Annotated in this window: 18 protein-coding genes; 5 read left to right on the top strand and 13 right to left on the bottom strand. The window is 59.8% G+C overall.

Annotated features, from left to right (window positions below):
- The first annotated feature begins 87 nt into the window (after window positions 1–87).
- Entirely contained in the window at window positions 88–1101 is a 1014-nt protein-coding gene (locus tag ACWBU6_RS11805; protein ID WP_452648977.1) for a glycoside hydrolase family 53 protein, read from the top strand.
- 152 nt (window positions 1102–1253) lie between these two features.
- Here ACWBU6_RS11805 and ACWBU6_RS11800 read toward each other — a convergent pair whose 3' ends face one another.
- Together ACWBU6_RS11800 and ACWBU6_RS11795 are read right to left on the bottom strand one after the other, a co-directional pair.
- Window positions 1254–1883 carry a glutathione S-transferase family protein gene (locus ACWBU6_RS11800; protein WP_452648976.1) on the bottom strand — a complete coding sequence of 210 codons (630 nt, stop codon included), beginning with the start codon at window positions 1881–1883 and terminating at the stop codon, window positions 1254–1256.
- A 70-nt stretch (window positions 1884–1953) separates the two neighbouring features.
- Entirely contained in the window at window positions 1954–2472 is a 519-nt protein-coding gene (locus ACWBU6_RS11795; RefSeq protein WP_452648975.1) for a hypothetical protein, read from the bottom strand.
- Between the two features lie 116 nt (window positions 2473–2588).
- Between ACWBU6_RS11795 and ACWBU6_RS11790 the strand changes: the two genes are divergently transcribed.
- The gene (locus ACWBU6_RS11790) at window positions 2589–3485 is read left to right on the top strand and encodes a LysR family transcriptional regulator (RefSeq protein WP_452648974.1); all 897 of its coding nucleotides are present in this window, start codon (window positions 2589–2591) and stop codon (window positions 3483–3485) included.
- Here ACWBU6_RS11790 and ACWBU6_RS11785 read toward each other — a convergent pair.
- From ACWBU6_RS11785 to ACWBU6_RS11760, 6 genes are all read right to left on the bottom strand, one after another.
- Window positions 3482–3859, bottom strand: a complete 378-nt coding sequence (locus ACWBU6_RS11785; RefSeq protein ID WP_452648973.1) for a thermonuclease family protein — start codon at window positions 3857–3859, stop codon at window positions 3482–3484. The genes ACWBU6_RS11790 and ACWBU6_RS11785 overlap by 4 nt on opposite strands.
- A gap of 158 nt (window positions 3860–4017) precedes the next feature.
- Complete coding sequence (gene zwf / locus ACWBU6_RS11780; RefSeq protein ID WP_452648972.1) at window positions 4018–5481, bottom strand: glucose-6-phosphate dehydrogenase; 1464 nt, start codon at window positions 5479–5481, stop codon at window positions 4018–4020.
- Window positions 5482–6211: 730 nt separating this feature from the next.
- On the bottom strand, window positions 6212–7414 hold the full coding sequence (locus ACWBU6_RS11775; RefSeq protein ID WP_452648971.1) for an MFS transporter: 1203 nt from the start codon (window positions 7412–7414) through the stop codon (window positions 6212–6214).
- Between the two features lie 3 nt (window positions 7415–7417).
- Window positions 7418–8308: a sterol desaturase family protein gene (locus ACWBU6_RS11770; protein WP_452648970.1), complete on the bottom strand. Its 891-nt coding sequence runs from the start codon at window positions 8306–8308 to the stop codon at window positions 7418–7420.
- A 12-nt stretch (window positions 8309–8320) separates the two neighbouring features.
- Window positions 8321–10183 carry an arsenic resistance N-acetyltransferase ArsN2 gene (arsN2, locus tag ACWBU6_RS11765; RefSeq protein ID WP_452648969.1) on the bottom strand — a complete coding sequence of 621 codons (1863 nt, stop codon included), beginning with the start codon at window positions 10181–10183 and terminating at the stop codon, window positions 8321–8323.
- A 58-nt stretch (window positions 10184–10241) separates the two neighbouring features.
- A complete protein-coding gene (locus ACWBU6_RS11760; protein WP_452648968.1) occupies window positions 10242–10508 on the bottom strand; it encodes an ArsR/SmtB family transcription factor in 267 nt (88 codons plus the stop codon).
- Window positions 10509–10690: 182 nt separating this feature from the next.
- Here ACWBU6_RS11760 and ACWBU6_RS11755 point away from each other — a divergent pair, with 182 nt between their 5' ends.
- Genes ACWBU6_RS11755 through ACWBU6_RS11745 form a run of 3 tightly spaced genes read left to right on the top strand, consistent with a single transcriptional unit; the run spans window position 10691 to window position 12206 of the window.
- Window positions 10691–11011: an ArsR/SmtB family transcription factor gene (locus tag ACWBU6_RS11755; protein WP_452648967.1), complete on the top strand. Its 321-nt coding sequence runs from the start codon at window positions 10691–10693 to the stop codon at window positions 11009–11011.
- Window positions 11008–11484 (top strand): arsenate reductase ArsC, encoded by a 477-nt coding sequence (locus ACWBU6_RS11750; protein WP_452648966.1) that lies wholly within the window; start codon window positions 11008–11010, stop codon window positions 11482–11484. The genes ACWBU6_RS11755 and ACWBU6_RS11750 overlap by 4 nt, the downstream gene beginning before the upstream one ends.
- On the top strand, window positions 11484–12206 hold the full coding sequence (locus tag ACWBU6_RS11745) for an aquaporin (RefSeq protein WP_452648965.1): 723 nt from the start codon (window positions 11484–11486) through the stop codon (window positions 12204–12206). The genes ACWBU6_RS11750 and ACWBU6_RS11745 overlap by 1 nt, the downstream gene beginning before the upstream one ends.
- A 747-nt stretch (window positions 12207–12953) precedes the next feature.
- Here the strand turns inward: ACWBU6_RS11745 and ACWBU6_RS11740 are convergent.
- The 5 genes from ACWBU6_RS11740 to ACWBU6_RS11720 form a co-directional block, all read right to left on the bottom strand.
- Window positions 12954–13679 carry an immunity 52 family protein gene (locus tag ACWBU6_RS11740; protein WP_452648964.1) on the bottom strand — a complete coding sequence of 242 codons (726 nt, stop codon included), beginning with the start codon at window positions 13677–13679 and terminating at the stop codon, window positions 12954–12956.
- Window positions 13676–14269: a Tox-REase-5 domain-containing protein gene (locus tag ACWBU6_RS11735; RefSeq protein ID WP_452648963.1), complete on the bottom strand. Its 594-nt coding sequence runs from the start codon at window positions 14267–14269 to the stop codon at window positions 13676–13678. The genes ACWBU6_RS11740 and ACWBU6_RS11735 overlap by 4 nt, the downstream gene beginning before the upstream one ends.
- Window positions 14269–14514, bottom strand: coding sequence for a hypothetical protein (locus ACWBU6_RS11730; RefSeq protein ID WP_452648962.1), 246 nt, complete (start codon window positions 14512–14514; stop codon window positions 14269–14271). The genes ACWBU6_RS11735 and ACWBU6_RS11730 overlap by 1 nt, the downstream gene beginning before the upstream one ends.
- Window positions 14515–14608: 94 nt before the next feature.
- Window positions 14609–15115 carry a DUF4123 domain-containing protein gene (locus tag ACWBU6_RS11725; protein ID WP_452648961.1) on the bottom strand — a complete coding sequence of 169 codons (507 nt, stop codon included), beginning with the start codon at window positions 15113–15115 and terminating at the stop codon, window positions 14609–14611.
- On the bottom strand, window positions 15112–15528 hold the full coding sequence (locus ACWBU6_RS11720; RefSeq protein ID WP_452648960.1) for a PAAR domain-containing protein: 417 nt from the start codon (window positions 15526–15528) through the stop codon (window positions 15112–15114). The genes ACWBU6_RS11725 and ACWBU6_RS11720 overlap by 4 nt, the downstream gene beginning before the upstream one ends.
- Window positions 15529–16128 lie beyond the last annotated feature (600 nt).

The following is a 16128-nucleotide window of genomic DNA, read 5'->3' as shown; positions in this document are numbered from 1 at the left end:
TCCCGCATGGCCCGCACGAGTTTCGTCATACCTGCAAAGCCGGTTCTTGGCCTAGCATTGTGCCACCAAAAATATCGAAAGTGGAGAATGAAGAAGATTGGTGCGCTGGTTTCCTTGCTCCTTGCAATCGCGATGCCTGCGGGCGCCGCGCAATTCGCCAAGGGAGCCGACATCGGCTGGCTGCAGCAAATGGAAGCGACCGGCTACAAGTTCTATAACGACCTGGGAAGGCAGGAAGATGCCCTGCAAATCCTCAAGGATCACGGTATTGACACGGTACGCCTGCGCACCTGGGTCAATCCATCGGACCACAGGACGAATGGCCACAATAGCAAGGACGAGACAGTCGCCATGGCCGTCCGCGCCCAAAAGATGGGCATGCGGGTGATGATCAACTTCCACTACAGCGATAGCTGGGCCGATCCGTCGCAGCAGAAAAAGCCGGCAGCATGGACAGGCCACGACTTCGCTCGCCTGCTGGAGGATGTCTACAGCTATACCTTTGACGTGATGAGCGCACTCAAGGCGGCTGGTGTCACGCCGGAATGGGTGCAGGTGGGGAATGAAACCGCAGGCGGCATGATCTATCCGGAAGGCAGCACCAGGAACTGGCCGCAACTGGCGCAGTTGATCAATATGGGCTACGACGCCATCAAGACCGCCAGCCCTTCGTCCAAGGTGATCCTGCACCTGGACCGCGGCAACGACGGCAAGCGTTTCAGAACCTGGTTCGACAACGCGAAAGCCAACGGCGCCCGCTACGACGTCATCGGCATGTCGTATTACCCCTACTGGCTGCCAGGAAAACCGGATTACAGGAAATCGATAGACGACCTTGCCCGCAATATGAAGGACATGTCCGCGCGCTACGGCAAGGAAGTCATGGTGGTGGAAGTGGGCGGCGAAGACAAGCGCGCGCAAAACACCTACGACATGCTGGTCGCCGTGCAGCGCAAAGTCAAGGCGGTTCCCGGCCGGAAGGGGCTGGGGGTCATCTACTGGGAGCCCATTGGCGCCCGGAGCTGGAGCCAATATCCGCTTAGCGCCTGGGGCGACAACGGCAAGCCGACCAAGGCGATGAAAGCGTTCCTGGCCAAATAGATGGCCTGCGGCCGGCGACCGGGCTTATCTGGACAACTGCTCCAGGTAGCGCTGTGCATCCAGTGCACCGTTTCAGGACGCGGCCATGCTGGACGGTTCGGTACCCGGTTTTAAGTACCGGCATGCCTGCAAAAGGTACAAGCAGCGGCCAATCAGAATGCCTTTTTACCGGGCATCAGCTCGTGCGGGTGGCGCCAACCCGGCAGGTCGCTGATGCGCTCCTTCCATGCTGCGATGTTGGCAAACTCGCTCATGTCGATGCCGGTTTCTTCCGGCATGTAGACATAGCCGGCCAGCGAAAGGTCCGCGATGGTCAGGCGCTCGCCGACCAGGAACCTGGTATCGGCCAGGTGCTTGTCGACGATCCGGTAAGCGCCAAGCGCACGTTCGCGCAGGAACTGCGTCACTGGCGTGTCCCCGGTCTTCTGCAGGCCGTACATGAAGCGCAAGGTAGCGTAGTAGCTGGTGAATTTGTGGTTGTCGAACAGGATCCAGCGCCAGATATCGCGCTTTTCATCATCGTTGCGCGCCCCGAACTGGCCGGTCGCCCCGGCCAGGTAGTCGAGGATCACACCGGACTGGCTGATGGTCAGGCCCTTGTGCTCCAGCACCGGAATCTCGCCCATTTCGTTCAGCTTATCGCGCCAGCTTTCAGTGCGGGTCTCGCCGCCGAAATAGTCCACCACCACGGGTTCCCAGTCCGCATTGGCCAGCGCCAGGAACAGGGCAACCTTGTACGAGTTGCCGGAAGCTGCAAAGCAGTGCAATTTGAATTCCGCCATCTTGGTCCTTTTGAGTTGGGTGTCGTCAGCAGGACAATAGTAAATCAGATTGCCGGCGGCTGCAGGCGCCCTACTTCGCAAGGACCTTGTCGGTACGGCGTAGCCACGCTTCGTGCAGGACTGTCCAGGTCACGCCGCCATCAGTGGTGGCGTCCCACACGTGGTGCACACCGCCTGGAACCGGCTTCCAGACCGTGCGATGGAATTCCCGCTCGCCCTTGTCGTTGATGAAGTAGCCGGTCATCAGCATGCGGTCGCCCTGCCAGCCGCCGTCGATCGGCGCGAAATTGCCGCGCGCGCTCGCCCAGACGTGGCGCCACAGTTTGTGCTTGCGGTCATACATACTGAGGCTCGTGCCCGCGCCGTTTTCCGCGCCGTTGCCGCGCCACCACTCCTGCAACACGCATCCCTGCTCGATCTTTTCGATCAGCGTATGTCCAAGCAGTTTGCCATTGCGGTCGAAGGCTTCCCAGTTGCCGGCCCAGAAGTCGAACTGCTTGTATTCCGCCGCGCTGCAGGCGGTATTCTCCGCCCCATGTGCAGTGGCGGCAAGCAGCAAAGCAACAGATAACAGAAGGCTGCGGATCATTTTCTTTCCTTTGAAGAGTGATTGGATGCCGCCATTGTCGCCACCGCACTCCTCGGGCGACAGCCATCGAATGAACAACGGGCTTTCAAGGATGAACAACACGATAGAATGCTGCGATGAGCACATTCCTGACCAGCCGGCTAGCCTGGAACGATTACCAGGTCATTCTAGCCGTTGCCCGCCACGGGTCCCTGTCCAAAGCCGCCGACGCATTGGGCTCGAGCCATCCCACGCTGTTCCGCCGCATTCGCGATATCGAGGCCGGCCTCGGCGCCACCCTGTTCGAGCGCAGCAGGCAGGGGTACCAGCCGACAGCCGCCGCCGCGGAGCTGCTGGCGCTCGCGGAAGAATTCGACCAGCGCCTGCGCAACCTGGAACGGGACGCCGGATTGGGTGCCGCAGGGCGCCTGGCCTTGACCACGACCGAAGTGCTGGTGCCCCGCATCGTACCGCCGCTGCTGGCGCGCTGCCGGCGCGAACTGCCCGATATCTCGATCAACCTGCAAACCGGCGAGAACCTGGCGAACGTCCGTCAGCGGGAAGCCGATATCGCCCTGCGATCCGGCGGTGAGCCCGATGGAGACTTGATCGGGCGCGTGATCTGCAATATCGAGGTGGCCATCTACGCACCGGCAGGCTGGCCCAATGTATCCGACGAAAACCTGCGCGAGCAGCCATGGATCACGGTTGATGAATCGCTGGGCCACCTGGCGTCATCGAAATGGCTGGCAGCGCAAGGCCTGATGCGGCGCGCGGTGGTGCGCTGCTCCAGCACCCTGGCCGTGTGCAGGCTGATTGAAGAGGGGCTGGGCGTGGGCATCCTGCCATGCCACCTGGGCGACGCCAACCCGCGCCTGCGCCGCGTTTCACCGCTGCTGACGGAGTTCCGCTCGCAGCTATGGCTGCTCACGCCACGCCAGTTGCGCGGCGTGCCGAAGGTGTCGGCAACGGTCGAATGCCTGACTGCCGGCCTGCGTGAGATGAAAGACCTGTTCGAGGGCCGAAGCGCTTAGTTCGGGTAGCTGCTGCGCGCCTTGCGCTCCTTGCGGAACAGCCAGGGCTCGAGCGGATCGCGCCCTGCCCATAAGCCCACGCGCGAACTGCGCGCCACGGCTTCGACCGCCGGCAGCGACGGATCGTGGTTATACTGGGGATAGACCCAGGCCATTCCTTTGCGAACTTGCGCCACATTGGCGTTGACGTCGCCGCAGTGTACGACGGCAACCGTGCGTCCGTAGCGGTCCTGCTTGCCCGAAGCAAGCCTGGCGTCACGCCCAAAGCAAAGGTCCGACAGCGACTGCTTCGAGCGCGCGCCAAACGGCTGCTTCTTCTCCGGCGCATCGATGTTCGCAAGGCGAACCTTGACTGGACGCCCCTTGCTCAGCACAGTCAGCGTGTCGCCATCGGAAACGCCGATTACCGGGTCTGCGTAAGATTGATTACAAATCAGTGCAAAGATCAGTGCAAGCTTCTTAATTTCCCTACCCCACTTGTTTGGATGGCCGCAATTGTATCGTTACAGCGCGGCTTCCGCAGCAAGCGTGCTTACTCCACCCAGCTAAAGCCATCGCGCGCAAGCAGAGCGAACGATTCGGACGGCCCCCAGGTACCGGCAGCATAAGGGTTCGGCTTCTCGGCCAGCGCGCTCCAGCCGTTGATGATCGGATCGGCCCATTCCCAGGCCGCTTCCAGCTCGTCGCGGCGCATGAAGTGGGTCAGGCGGCCGCGCACCACGTCGATCAGCAAGCGTTCGTAGGCCTCGGCCCTGCGCTGCGAAAACGCGGACTGCAGGTCCAGGTTCAGCGCCACCTGTTGCATTTGCATGCCGCTGCCGGGCTGCTTTGCCATCAACTGCAGCTTGATCGCCTCTTCCGGCTGCAGCTCGATCACCAGCCTGTTGGCCACGCCGCCCGGCGTCTCCGGGAACAGCGGGAACGGCGGGTTGGCGAACTCGATCACGATCTTGGACGAGCGGCGCGCCATGCGCTTGCCGGTACGCAGGTAGAACGGCACCTTGGACCAGCGCCAGGTATCGACGTAAGCGCGCAGTGCGACGAAGGTCTCGGTGCTGCTGCCCTCAGGTACATTGCGCTCTTCCAGGTAGCCCGGCACTTCCTGGTTGCCGCTCACGCCGCGCACATACTGGCCACGCACCGTGTCGCGCGCGATCGAGGCAAGGCTGAAGCGGCGCAGCGAGCGCAGGACCTTGAGCTTTTCATCGCGCACAGCGTCCGGTGCGAGCGAGGCAGGCGGCTCCATTGCGACGATGCACAGCAATTGCAGCAGATGGTTCTGCACCATGTCGCGCATGGCGCCGGCGCTGTCGTAGAAACCTGCGCGGCTACCCACGCCCACTTCTTCGGCGACTGTAATCTGCACGCTGGTGATGTTCGGCGCACGCCACAGCGGCTCCAGAATCGAGTTACCAAAGCGCAGCACCATCAGGTTCTGCACGGTCTCTTTGCCCAGGTAATGGTCGATTCGGTAAATCTGCGATTCCGCGAAGTGCTTGCCGACAGCCTCGTTGATCTCTACCGCGGACGCCAGGTCGCGTCCGAGAGGCTTCTCGAGCACCACGCGCGCGTTGCGGTCAACCAGCCCGGCTTCGGCCAGCTTGTCGCAAATGGTGGTAAACAGCGACGGCGCGGTGGCCAGGTAGAACACTCGCTCCGCACCGGAGCGCGAAACCTCAGCCAGTGGGGCCATGCCGTCCTTTTCCACGTCGACGCGCACAAATTCCAGCAGTTGCAGGAAGCTGCGCCAGGCCTCTTCCGTGAAATTTTCCCCGCTAATGAAGGGGCGCGAATGCTCTTCGACGAAGGCCAGGTATGCCGTACGGTCGTAGTCCTGGCGGCCCGTGGAAACGATGCGGGTCGCGGCCGGCAGGTTGCCATGCAGGTGCGCCATGTACAGCGCCGGCAGCAGTTTGCGCATGGCGAGGTCGCCCACCCCGCCAAAGATAATCATGTCGAGAGGCAGGCTGGAGTCGAATTGCGGAGTAGAGGTCATGTCAAGGCTCAAAAGCGTTTACAGTAGCGGGTCGGAATGACAATAATACCCAAAGTCTCGCCAGCCGGCTGGACCGCGATGAAGGAGGAGGTTTGCCAGCACTTTTACGATCGGCGACTGTAAGCGCCTTACTCCTCTTGTCGCTCCCCGCCTGGGCCGGCGGAGTGATTTGCGAACCGCCACACTATCGCGCCGATAAAGGCGGTCCTTATCACGAGCTATGCGAGATCCAGGCTGCCGCCAGCAGGTTCCTGGACCAGCAAAATATCAGGCACAAGACGGACTGGCAGCCACTTGGCCCTGATATCCGAATGGTGTTGGAGCCGTGCCTTGTCCCATTGAGGGCAAACTGGGCCATCTTCCAAGCGCGGAAAAGTGTGATGGTGAGTTGCGGCCGTGCCGGCCCCTCCACCCACGATCGCAAATGGAAGGTCGCGGTCGAGATTTTCTCCGAGAGCATGCAGCCAAACTACTATATCCACAAAGCGGCGAGCGACTTCGTTGGCCGCGAAAATGCGCGGCGTCATTCGAAATGGAAGGCCGGGTACCCGGGAGACGAAACGATGGTGCCGAAATGCGTCGCGCCCTTGGCAGTCGAATGGCGGGACGGCGCGAGGACCAGCGTCGATGTAATCTGCCGCAAGGCCACCCGGACCACATGGGGCAAAGGTGAATGGCGCGTCAAAGTTCCTGTCGAGCCGATGCCTGCCATATAGTACCAAGCGTAAAGCTATGCCCTTTCCATCGAAGTAGCGCCCTCCCCTATGCCCCCTCGAATCGCCAGCAGATAGACCAGGAACGAAACCGAAGCCAGCCCGAACAACCCTCCGAGCAGCAGGCAGTGGTTATCCTCCCGAAGCATCAGTGCCAGCGCCAGCGGCGCTCCCGCCTTTGCAATAAGGGATGGGGCAGTCAGTGCGCCAGAGATTGCCCCGTAATTGGCATGGCCAAAGATCGATTGGGGTAAGGTAGCGCGCAGGATCGTCAAAACCCCATTGCTCAATCCATACAGAACGCAAAACAACACTACGGCCCAGGCCTCTTCGCCCATCGCATAGAGCACTCCGAGCGCTGCCGGCAACCCTGCGATTGTAACAACGCCGACTACCCGAGGCGATACGCGGCCTGCGAAAACCCGTTCGATCAGCCGCCCTAACACCTGCATCGGCCCGATGATGGCAACCAGACCAACGACCACCTGTTCCGGATGACCCGTCTTCCTAAGGAGTGGGATCATATGAACCGAAAGGGCCGAAAAGATGAATGCGTGGGTAGCAAAGATCGCCGCCAGGAGCCAGAAAACCGGGTGGGCAATCGCTTCGGCGAGTGCAAAATGTCGCCGCTCCGGGGTTTGAGCGTTTGGCCGCGCCCGCCCATCGTCCAGTGCCGCGTGCAACGGCATGCAGCCGGCCAGCAACGTAAGGGCGAAAATTAAGCAGGTTTGACGCCAATCCAGGCGTCCAAGCAACCATGCGGTCAGTGGCCAAAACACGGTGCTTGCAAGCCCACCTATCAGCGTAACGTTCGAAATCGCTTTGCGAGAGGCGCCATGCATGCTCCGGTTTAACGTCGCGAATGCGGCTTCATATAAGCTCATTGCCATACCGAGGCCGATCAAGGTCCAGGCAAGGTAGTAAGCCGAGACGTCGCGGCTCCCCGAGAGTATGCATAGCCCTACACCGGCGAGTAGCGACCCAGCGGCCATGACGCGACTGCCTCCATGCCGGTCGATGAGTACTCCCACCGGGATCGATGCAAGTCCGGCAACGAGCACCGCCCACGAAAACGCTCCATAGATCTTTGCGGCGGAAATCCCAAGCTCGCTTTGTATGGCGGGCGCCATGACGCCGAACGCATAGTAAAGGATGCCCCATGAAATTATCTGCGTCACACCCAAGGTGAGCATTGCGTTAGCAGGACCTGTCATCGCCATCCTTTAAGCTGCCTTGCGGCAGCAGGCCGGCAGGAACATCGACCACACTTGCTCGAAGAACGATGCACGGAAAGGGTAGTTGCTTGCTGCGTAGAGGCCGATCATGCGCGGATGATTGTTCGTCGGGAAGTTCCGATACGTACCAAACACCTGGTCCCAGATCACGAGCGAACGGCCAAAGTTGGTGTCGCCTTCCCCCGCGCGGCTGGAGTGGTGCCAACGGTGGATTTCACTGGTACTAAAAATGTAATTAAGCCATCCATTCTGCAGCGGCAGGTTCGCATGCTGCACCATCAGCACCGGCAGCGTCACCGCGAAGTATCCCAGGATCACGGCTTCAGGCGTTCCCAGCAACAGCAACGGCAGGATGCCCATCAGGTAGTTCAGCGCATAATTGAGGGGATGGAAACGGAAGTTATTGAGCGTGTACAGGCGTTCGCTCCCGTGATGCAGGGCATGCAGCCACCACAACGAGGCACGTTCGTGGTGCAGGCGGTGCGACCAATAGCTGCCGAATTCCGCGACAAGCGTGGCCAGCAACACTTGCAGCACAAACGGCCAACTGCTTGGGAACAGGTCCAGCGATTTCGCTGCGTCGCTGCCTGCCAACGCGGTGGTCACAGCGGCGGGACCGAGCCACTTAAGCAATGGATCTACGGCCGCAAACAATACGCCGGCACTCACAAGATCAGTCGCCACATCGCCCCGTGAACGGGACCAGTCGGCACGATACGGCCATCGGCGCTCAGCCACCGTGCCGACGAGCAAAGCCGCCACCGCTGGCAAAACGACGGCCAACTCCAGGTTGCCGCCATGTGTCAACGCCAGCCAGAACGAGGCAACGCTGACCGCCAGTGAAAGTGGAAGGAACCCACGCATGAAAAGTGAACGCATGCCCCTCCCCCATCAAGCGCAGCAACCCGATGATTCAGGGCGGCGCGGTTTGCAGGTGCCGGACGAGGTGCAGCCGCTGGCGCCTTTCGCCTTCTCCTCGGCATCGAGCGCGCAGCAAGCCTCACTGCCAGCAGGTGCCGGGCCTCCGCAACAACCAGTGGCGCCGCCCGAAGCGCTATCGACGAACTGAATATTGCAAACGCCGGTTTCGGGCAATTCCAACCGGACGTCATCAGCCGCTGCAAAGTCGCCGGCCAGCGCGGCCACGACCGAACGGACCTGCTCGTAGCCAGTCGCCATCAGAAAGTTCGGCGCACGACCGTAACTCTTCGCGCCGACCGCGTAATAGCCTGGTTCCGGATGCGCCAGCTCACGGTGGCCATGTGGTCGCACGGTGCCGCAACTGTGCTCGTTCGGGTCGATTAGCGGTGCCAGCGCATCAGTGCTTTCGAGCCAGGGATCGTGGCGCACCCGAAGTTCGCGCGTCAGGTCCAGGTTCGGACGAGCTCCGGTCGAGGCGATAATGCGAGCGATTCCATCAATGCTTCGGGCTCCGCCATCAGCCCCTGTGCCCTCCACCGTGAGGGAACCGCCCAGTTCCTGCAATGCACTGATCCGGAAATCGGTATGCAGTTCAAGACGACCGGATTCCTTCAGGGCTTTGAGCCGTGCGCCCAGTTGCCCGCGCGCCGGCAGGCCATCGGCATCGCCGCCGCCAAATACTTTGGCCAATCGATTGCCGCGCATCGCCCAAACGATCTCCGTGCCAGGTACCTCTTCGGCAAGCTTGGCCAGCGCCAGCAGATTGCCTGCCGCCGAATGTCCTGCACCGACGACCAGTACACGGCGCCCCGCGTAGTACGGGCGGGCTTCGCCGAGGACATCCGGCATGCCGTAGTCAATGCGCGACGCCATAGCATCTTCACCAAATGCAGGCAGTCCGTCGGCGCCGAGCGGATTGGGCTGCGACCAGGTGCCGGTAGCATCGATCACGGCAAGCACTTTGTGGTCCCTCTCGCCGGACGCGCTTTGCGTCCTGATAACGAAAGGCGCCGCTTCGCGGCCACGCGTCCTGACCTTGTCAAACCCGTCGCGGGTTATCCGGATAACCCGGTGTGCGTAGTAGACCTTGTGCGCTAATTCCGGCAGGGAGGCAAGCGGCTGCAGGTATGCGTCCACCACCTCCCCCGCAGTTGGAAGTTGATCATCGGCAGGCGCAGTCCAGCCGTGCGCATCGAGCATTCGCCGTGCGGTCTTGTCGATGTTGTACTGCCAAGGCGAAAACAGACGCACGTGACGGTAGCTATTCAGGTTGGCCCCCGCTGATTCGCCCCGTTCGAACACCAGCGGCGTAAAACCCCGCGCAATGAGGTGCGCCGCCGCAGCCAAACCCACCGGTCCTGCGCCGAGAACGGCCACCGGCAGGTGGGAAGTACCGCTACTCTCCACCATCAACGTTGCCGATGCCGGGCATACGCCCTGGAATTCGCGCGACGCTTTGAGTATGTCGGGCGCGTTGCTGCGCTCAATTTGCCGAAATCCCCTTTTCCCGAAGAATGCCGCTGCCGTTGTGGTCAGCAAGTAAAGTGTCGCAGCACCTTCGGCACGCGCCTTTGACCGGATCGCATGGAGCAGCCGGTCGCCTACCCCCTGCCCGCGCAGCGCTTTGGAGACCGCCACAGAACGCAGCAAGGCAACGCTGCCATACAGTTCAATGCCCGCAACACAGCGGATTTCACTCCCGCTGGCGCCGACGATAAAGAAGTCCAGGTGTTCGCGGGCGCCTTCCACAGGCAGTCCACTGTCTGCCAGCAGTGTCTCGATGGCGCGCCAGTCGGCCCCGGTGGCATTGCGGATTTCCAGCTCCAAGCTCATTTCCAACCTCCTGTTTGTTATTCGGCGAATTACGAATACAGCATTCAAAAAAATGCCCTCAGAGGGCATTGATCAGTTGCTTGAGCTGTCCGATCCGCTCGGGGTTGACGCAATAGCACACCCGTTGCGCGTCGGACGAGCCAAGAATCAGTCCCGCTTCCTTGAGAATGGTGACATGCTGAGAAATAGTAGACGGTGACAGCGGCAGCACGTCGGCAAGGTTACCGAAGTAACATGCGCCATACGACGCCAGGTAGCACAACAACTGGACGCGCGCAGGATGGGCGAGCGCTTTGCAAAGCCTGGCCACCTCGTCGGCATCCACTGCCGGCAGTGCTCCTTCCGATTTCTCACCACAACAACTAATCATACCCAGCTCATTCGTTCATCGACGAACGAAGAATAATCCGCATGTCATTCAGCTGTCAAGATAATTCGATATTCTTTGAAATATCGTACAGAAATGCCATAATCGGCAACCCGAACAATCGCCATCAGCCGCACTCTATGAAAACCAAATCCGTCATCGCTGCCCTTGCCGCCTTGGCACAGGAGTCCAGGCTCAAGGTCTTTCGACTATTGGTCCAGACTGGCCCGCAGGGCCTTGCCGCCAGCAAGATCGGCGAGCAATTGGAGATCGCCCCGTCCTCGCTCTCCTTCCACCTGAAGGAACTGAGCAACGCCGGGCTAATCGAGGCGCGCCAGGACGGCCGCTTCATCATCTATAGCGCCAACTTCGACACCATGAACAACGTACTGGCTTTCCTGACCGAAAACTGCTGCGGCGGCGAAAGCTGCTCCCCATCCACCCAATCCTGCAAACCATGAACGTCCTGATCCTCTGCACTGGCAATTCCTGCCGCTCCATCCTCGGCGAAGCCACATTCAACCACCTGGCTCCAACCGGCTGGCACGCCCTCAGCGCTGGCAGCAAACCTGCCGGCTACGTTCACCCGCGCTCACTCGCGCTGCTCGAACGTGAGGGCATCCCAACCGCGGGCTACCATAGCAAGTCCTGGGACAACCTGCCGGCAACGCCAGACATCGTCATCACTGTCTGCGGCAGCGCGGCAGGCGAGACCTGTCCAGCCTACCTTGGCCCGGTGCTGCGCGCTCACTGGGGCGTGGATGACCCGGCCCACGCAACCGGTACTGACGAAGAGATTGACGCGGCATTTATGACTGCCTATCGCATCCTGCGCAAGCGTATCGAACTATTCTTCGCCCTTCCCCTGGACGAAATCAAGCATGACCGCGCCCGCATGAAAGCGGAACTGGACCGCATTGGCGAGGTAGTGTGATGACGCTTTCCCGACGCATAGTCTCGGAGACTCTTGGCACCGCCCTGCTGCTGGCCATGGTCGTGGGTTCCGGTATCATGGCCGAACGCCTTGCCGGCGGCAATGTGGCCATTGCTTTATTGGCCAACACGATCGCCACCGGCTCCGGCCTGGCAGCGCTGATCCTGATGTTCGGCACCATCTCGGGGGCGCACTTCAATCCTGTGGTCACGCTGTCCGAAGCATGGCAGCGTAACGTGCCCGCAGGCCAGGTATTGCCATATATCGTTGCGCAGATCGCTGGCGCATTTGCCGGTGTTGCGGCTGCCCACGCCATGTTCAGTGAACCCGCATTCTTCGCCTCGGCGCATGTGCGCAGCGGTGCGGCGCAATGGTGGAGCGAGTTCGTCGCTACATTCGGACTCATTGGCGTGATTATCGGTTGCTCGCGCAGCCGCCCATCGATCACCCCGTTCGCCGTAGCCGCTTACATCACCTCCGCTTACTGGTTCACCGCCTCGACCTCATTCGCCAACCCTGCGGTGACTTTGGCCCGCGCGGCAACGGATACCTTCGCCGGTATTCGGCCTGCCGACGCGCCGGGATTCATCGTCGCCCAGCTGCTAGGCGCCACTGCCGCAACGCTGCTCTTCACCTGGCTCTACCCGGCTCCGCCAGCCAACGCCACGGTGGGCGGCACTGTCGCGCCGAGCGCATTTGCCAATCAATCAGTTACGGACTAATGCGTGACTATCAGCGATCTGCCGAACATCGAGGCTGATTTCCCACCAGTTTGCACCGGGCGGCGTCTTGCCCGGCATTGGAACTGCAATGGCATATCCAACGATGCAGGCCGCCATCGGCGATGTGATTGATCCCCCAAGGCGCGTTTGGCGCGACCTGGGATATGCGTTCGGTGCACTGCGTTCCGGCGCAATTGCGAACTCATTCGGCATCCATGCAGCTGTATGGTTTGCCGCAGCGTGCACCTTTCGCGCTGGCGTCGTGCCAGCGCTACTCGCATTACGACTGGTTCCGTGGGAGCACTGGAATCGACCGTTGAGCTTGAAGTTCGGATTGAGGATTTGGCGGAACTGGGCCAGGCCTGGAATAAGCTCAGCACTTTGGCAGCGCATCGCAAATGGAGTAAAGACCTGGAACCAATGATTGCCTCAGTCACTCCACGCTGGGAAATCTATCGGCTCGCCTGAAAAAGGAAAAGCCCCGATTTTCATCGGGGCTTTTTCAGTATTCTGGCGGAGAGGGTGTCCGTAGTACTGAGAGGCAGAAATTGCCCCAACAGTACCTTATCCACCTTCCTATCCACCTTCTTATTGCCCCTGGCGTTTCAATATGATGATAGTGGCGCATCATCGGGGACAGTGCGCCAATTCACGGATGGTAAGCGGTCCAACGGAAGCTTTGTCCGCCGATCGCAGCCTTTACAATCTGACAATTCCTGCACCGAATAGCGATTGCGGCACCGAAATTCAAAGTTCAGCGTAATTCGGTAGCAGATCCTGGTCAACCAAGCGCACCTCGATCGAGTTCGCGATGTTGAGATGATCAGGATCTTCCAGCGAGAATACATCGTCGATTACACTCACGATGATGGTGCCGATCTGTTCCTGCTTGCCTTTGGCATTCGTCCCCATAACAGGGAGCAGTGCGCGCGCCTCCGGGACTTCCCGCGCAGTTAAAACCTTTGGAAGATACAGCATCCAGCCGGCACCCGGGCGGTCCTTGAACACCTTATGATCAAAGTAACCAAATGGTTCGACACTCACCATCGCTGGTTGCCAGATGGCGACCGCGCCCTTAATCAGGTCTGCGACGAGATGCCAGTCATCGGTGAAGGCTTTCGGTTTCGCCCGCAGAACCACCATGCTTCTTTGCGGCGCTGGCCGAGAAACGTATTGCAGGGAAGCCCCTTCTGCATCATCCCTCCCGTTCCATACTCCTACGATGCGCGGATCAACATCCTTCTTCATGTCTTCGGCCAATACCGCGATCCCCGCCGTAGCGGCGCCGTCGGCGTCGAACACTATGTAGCGTTGCGCGTCTTCCTTGCTCTTCCCTTTCAACAGCCAAGGATTCAACAATGGTGAACAATCCAACATGTAAGGCAGCAGTGCATATAATTCGCCGACCTGTTCCTCTACCTTCAGATTTCCAGGATGCCGAAAGGTCGTGGTGATTTCAATTGGTCTTGTCATGGCTGGAATTGAGTTTCAATTTGTAGTCCCATCGCTGCAAACAACTGTGAGCAATATCGGTACATCATGGGTGTCATGAAGTACCAGCGCAATTGTACCGGGGGCATAGGTTTGGCGGCCATCGACTGACTAGTCGCTTCCTTCTGAATGTCGACGTCCCCCGTCCACCAATCGCGAGGCGCGCCATAATCATCGAAGAACTTGTCGTACTTCGCCTTCGACTCCTTAAGCAAACACTGGGACGCGTCAAAACCATCGAACTTCACCCCGCGGAATTCCCATTCCGTGAGGAAGCCTGCAGGCGCGGAGGGCATTTGCGCAATCCGAATTTGATACGTGATTGAAGCGTCGGACCAGCCGGCCGTATTTCTCAAATAGGGCATGCCTTTGTCTGGCGGGCAGTCCTTACATTTGCTGTTATCTTCAGTGCATGCATCGACACGGGCGATGGGCATGGCGGACGCCTTCGCTCCTTCCTGTTGGCGTTTGCGCGCGATCTCCACGGCCTTCGTGCCGGCTGCGCCAACACCCAGCGCGGCCAGGGCGCGCACCGCCGCTGCCTCGATTAATGGTCCTGCCAAAGCGGCCATCAGTTAACCCCTTTGAGTTTGTGGTTCATCACGGCAAACAAGTCATCCAGTCGTTGTTCCGGCGGCGCGCCGGTACGGCGGAGATGCGCCGACACTGCGGCATCTTCGTGGAAGCCCGGTGCATCAGCCGCCAGGTACATAAGACGGATCACGTGTGGCGTCGACTGAAAGCCCAGGCGCCTGCCAAAGTCAAACGCACGCAGCATGTGTCGGTAGACGGCGGAGGCGGCCGGCTGCACGGCCATCTCTGGCCGCTCACTTAGAAAGTGGTCGCAGACTGCACGGACGAACTGGTCCGCGTCGCGCCCCCGCAGCGCTTCGTATTGTGCTTCACTCAGCCTAAGCACCCTGCCTCCCGATCCGTACGCGTTGCTCACGATTTAGCAACAAATGCCATTCGAAGATATGGCCACAAAACTCCTGCCGCTGTTCTGGGGTGAGCACCTCGGCCAATCCGGCCAGCACGCGCGGATCCCAGAATCGGACCAGGGCAGTTCGGCCGTCCGGAAGTTCGGTTTCCAGGTTCAAACGCAGCAGTTGCGCAAGTCCGCGCAGATCTTGATACGCAATCAGCCAACTGACACCGTACGTGCTTCGCTCCAGACCGACCAATTCCTGTAGCAGTGCTGAATCGGCGCTTGCCGTATCAAGCAACCATGGGCCGGCGAACGCCAGCGCCGCATCCGGTGTTTCCCAAAAAAGCGCCTCCGCACCTGGCTGCGCATTGAATCGCTTACCTGTCCGTTCTAGATACTGGGCGCCGTCCAGCAATCCGTATAACTTCAGCCCTGGGTATTCCAGCTGCAGATGCTCCAGGCGATCCGACACGTCAAGTGGCGCGATCATTCACGCACCACCAGAGCATTGCCAGCGGCGGCGGCCTTTAGCAAGCAGTCGAGGCAAATCCCGGAATTGGTTGGGACGGCCAAATCGCCGGCAACCGCCAATGCCTCGGCCTTTTCGGTCGCCGCGGGATCACCCGCAGAGCTCTGGTTGGACCAAGTCGTCGTAAGCTGCCCGGAAATGAGCGTCGCGCCACAAGCAGTTTTGTCGAGGTGCCGCGCGTAACCGTTGCCCATACCATCGACTAGATCGTCTGCCGCCGATTTGATAGGAAACGTGCCTTTGCATTTAGGGCAAACCGTCATGTCGCCGAGACGGGCAACATATTTCCCGTGAATATCAAATGTCATGTCGGCCGTAATCACCGTGCCACCATGGCTGGTCTTGTCGCCAATGACAATGAGGGGTCTACTCAAACGTAACTCCTAGTGCTGATACCTGGTAGCCGGACTATCCGGTTGACCTGGGCACGGCTATCGCGCCGCAAATATAATTGCCAAATCATCAATCTCCCATGATAACGACTATGAAGGTGAAATGCCAACACCGTAGAGCTGTTAGCGAATGTCGATAGCGAAATTCCAAAACCGAACGATTAGGCCAATGTTCCCCCCAAAAACACCTGCCATTGGATCGAGATGTCAAATTGCTGAAGTAAAAATTCACATTCAGCATTTCCAATTCTCCATTCACAAAATCGGCAGGAATTTGATCCGCCATGTACGACACATTTCCGCAGCACTGCTGATCTACATCAATGGACTGCGCCACGCTTCGCGCAATCGCTTGTTCCCTTTCGCACCGTAGCTATAGTACAAAATAGGCGAGACGGACTCGCCGACCGCGAAGAGTTAGGCTCGCAGCTGACTTTCGCAGCAGGAACCAGCATCCGGTGGTTTTATGCGCTTTCCCATAAAGGGACATAATTTGCGGGAGGAAATATGAACCACTTCCCCAGACCACAATTAGCGCGAGCGCTAGCCGACAACTTAGAAGGAAAGGTAGTGTTTGGCGAT

Source organism: Pseudoduganella sp. HUAS MS19 (assembly GCF_053615455.1).
Note: the sequence above shows the minus strand (reverse complement) of the source record. Positions and strands in the feature narration are given on the sequence as shown.

Bases quoted from the DNA above. Each gene is read 5' to 3' on its own strand.
- ACWBU6_RS11805 (WP_452648977.1), top strand. From the start codon at position 88: ATGAAGAAGATTGGTGCGCTGGTTTCCTTGCTCCTTGCAATCGCGATG.
- ACWBU6_RS11800 (WP_452648976.1), bottom strand. From the start codon at position 1,883: ATGGCGGAATTCAAATTGCACTGCTTTGCAGCTTCCGGCAACTCGTAC.
- ACWBU6_RS11795 (WP_452648975.1), bottom strand. From the start codon at position 2,472: ATGATCCGCAGCCTTCTGTTATCTGTTGCTTTGCTGCTTGCCGCCACT.
- ACWBU6_RS11790 (WP_452648974.1), top strand. From the start codon at position 2,589: ATGAGCACATTCCTGACCAGCCGGCTAGCCTGGAACGATTACCAGGTC.
- zwf (WP_452648972.1), bottom strand. From the start codon at position 5,481: ATGACCTCTACTCCGCAATTCGACTCCAGCCTGCCTCTCGACATGATT.
- ACWBU6_RS11775 (WP_452648971.1), bottom strand. From the start codon at position 7,414: ATGGCGATGACAGGTCCTGCTAACGCAATGCTCACCTTGGGTGTGACG.
- ACWBU6_RS11770 (WP_452648970.1), bottom strand. From the start codon at position 8,308: ATGCGTTCACTTTTCATGCGTGGGTTCCTTCCACTTTCACTGGCGGTC.
- arsN2 (WP_452648969.1), bottom strand. From the start codon at position 10,183: ATGAGCTTGGAGCTGGAAATCCGCAATGCCACCGGGGCCGACTGGCGC.
- ACWBU6_RS11755 (WP_452648967.1), top strand. From the start codon at position 10,691: ATGAAAACCAAATCCGTCATCGCTGCCCTTGCCGCCTTGGCACAGGAG.
- ACWBU6_RS11750 (WP_452648966.1), top strand. From the start codon at position 11,008: ATGAACGTCCTGATCCTCTGCACTGGCAATTCCTGCCGCTCCATCCTC.
- ACWBU6_RS11745 (WP_452648965.1), top strand. From the start codon at position 11,484: ATGACGCTTTCCCGACGCATAGTCTCGGAGACTCTTGGCACCGCCCTG.
- ACWBU6_RS11740 (WP_452648964.1), bottom strand. From the start codon at position 13,679: ATGACAAGACCAATTGAAATCACCACGACCTTTCGGCATCCTGGAAAT.
- ACWBU6_RS11735 (WP_452648963.1), bottom strand. From the start codon at position 14,269: ATGGCCGCTTTGGCAGGACCATTAATCGAGGCAGCGGCGGTGCGCGCC.
- ACWBU6_RS11730 (WP_452648962.1), bottom strand. From the start codon at position 14,514: ATGGCCGTGCAGCCGGCCGCCTCCGCCGTCTACCGACACATGCTGCGT.
- ACWBU6_RS11725 (WP_452648961.1), bottom strand. From the start codon at position 15,115: ATGATCGCGCCACTTGACGTGTCGGATCGCCTGGAGCATCTGCAGCTG.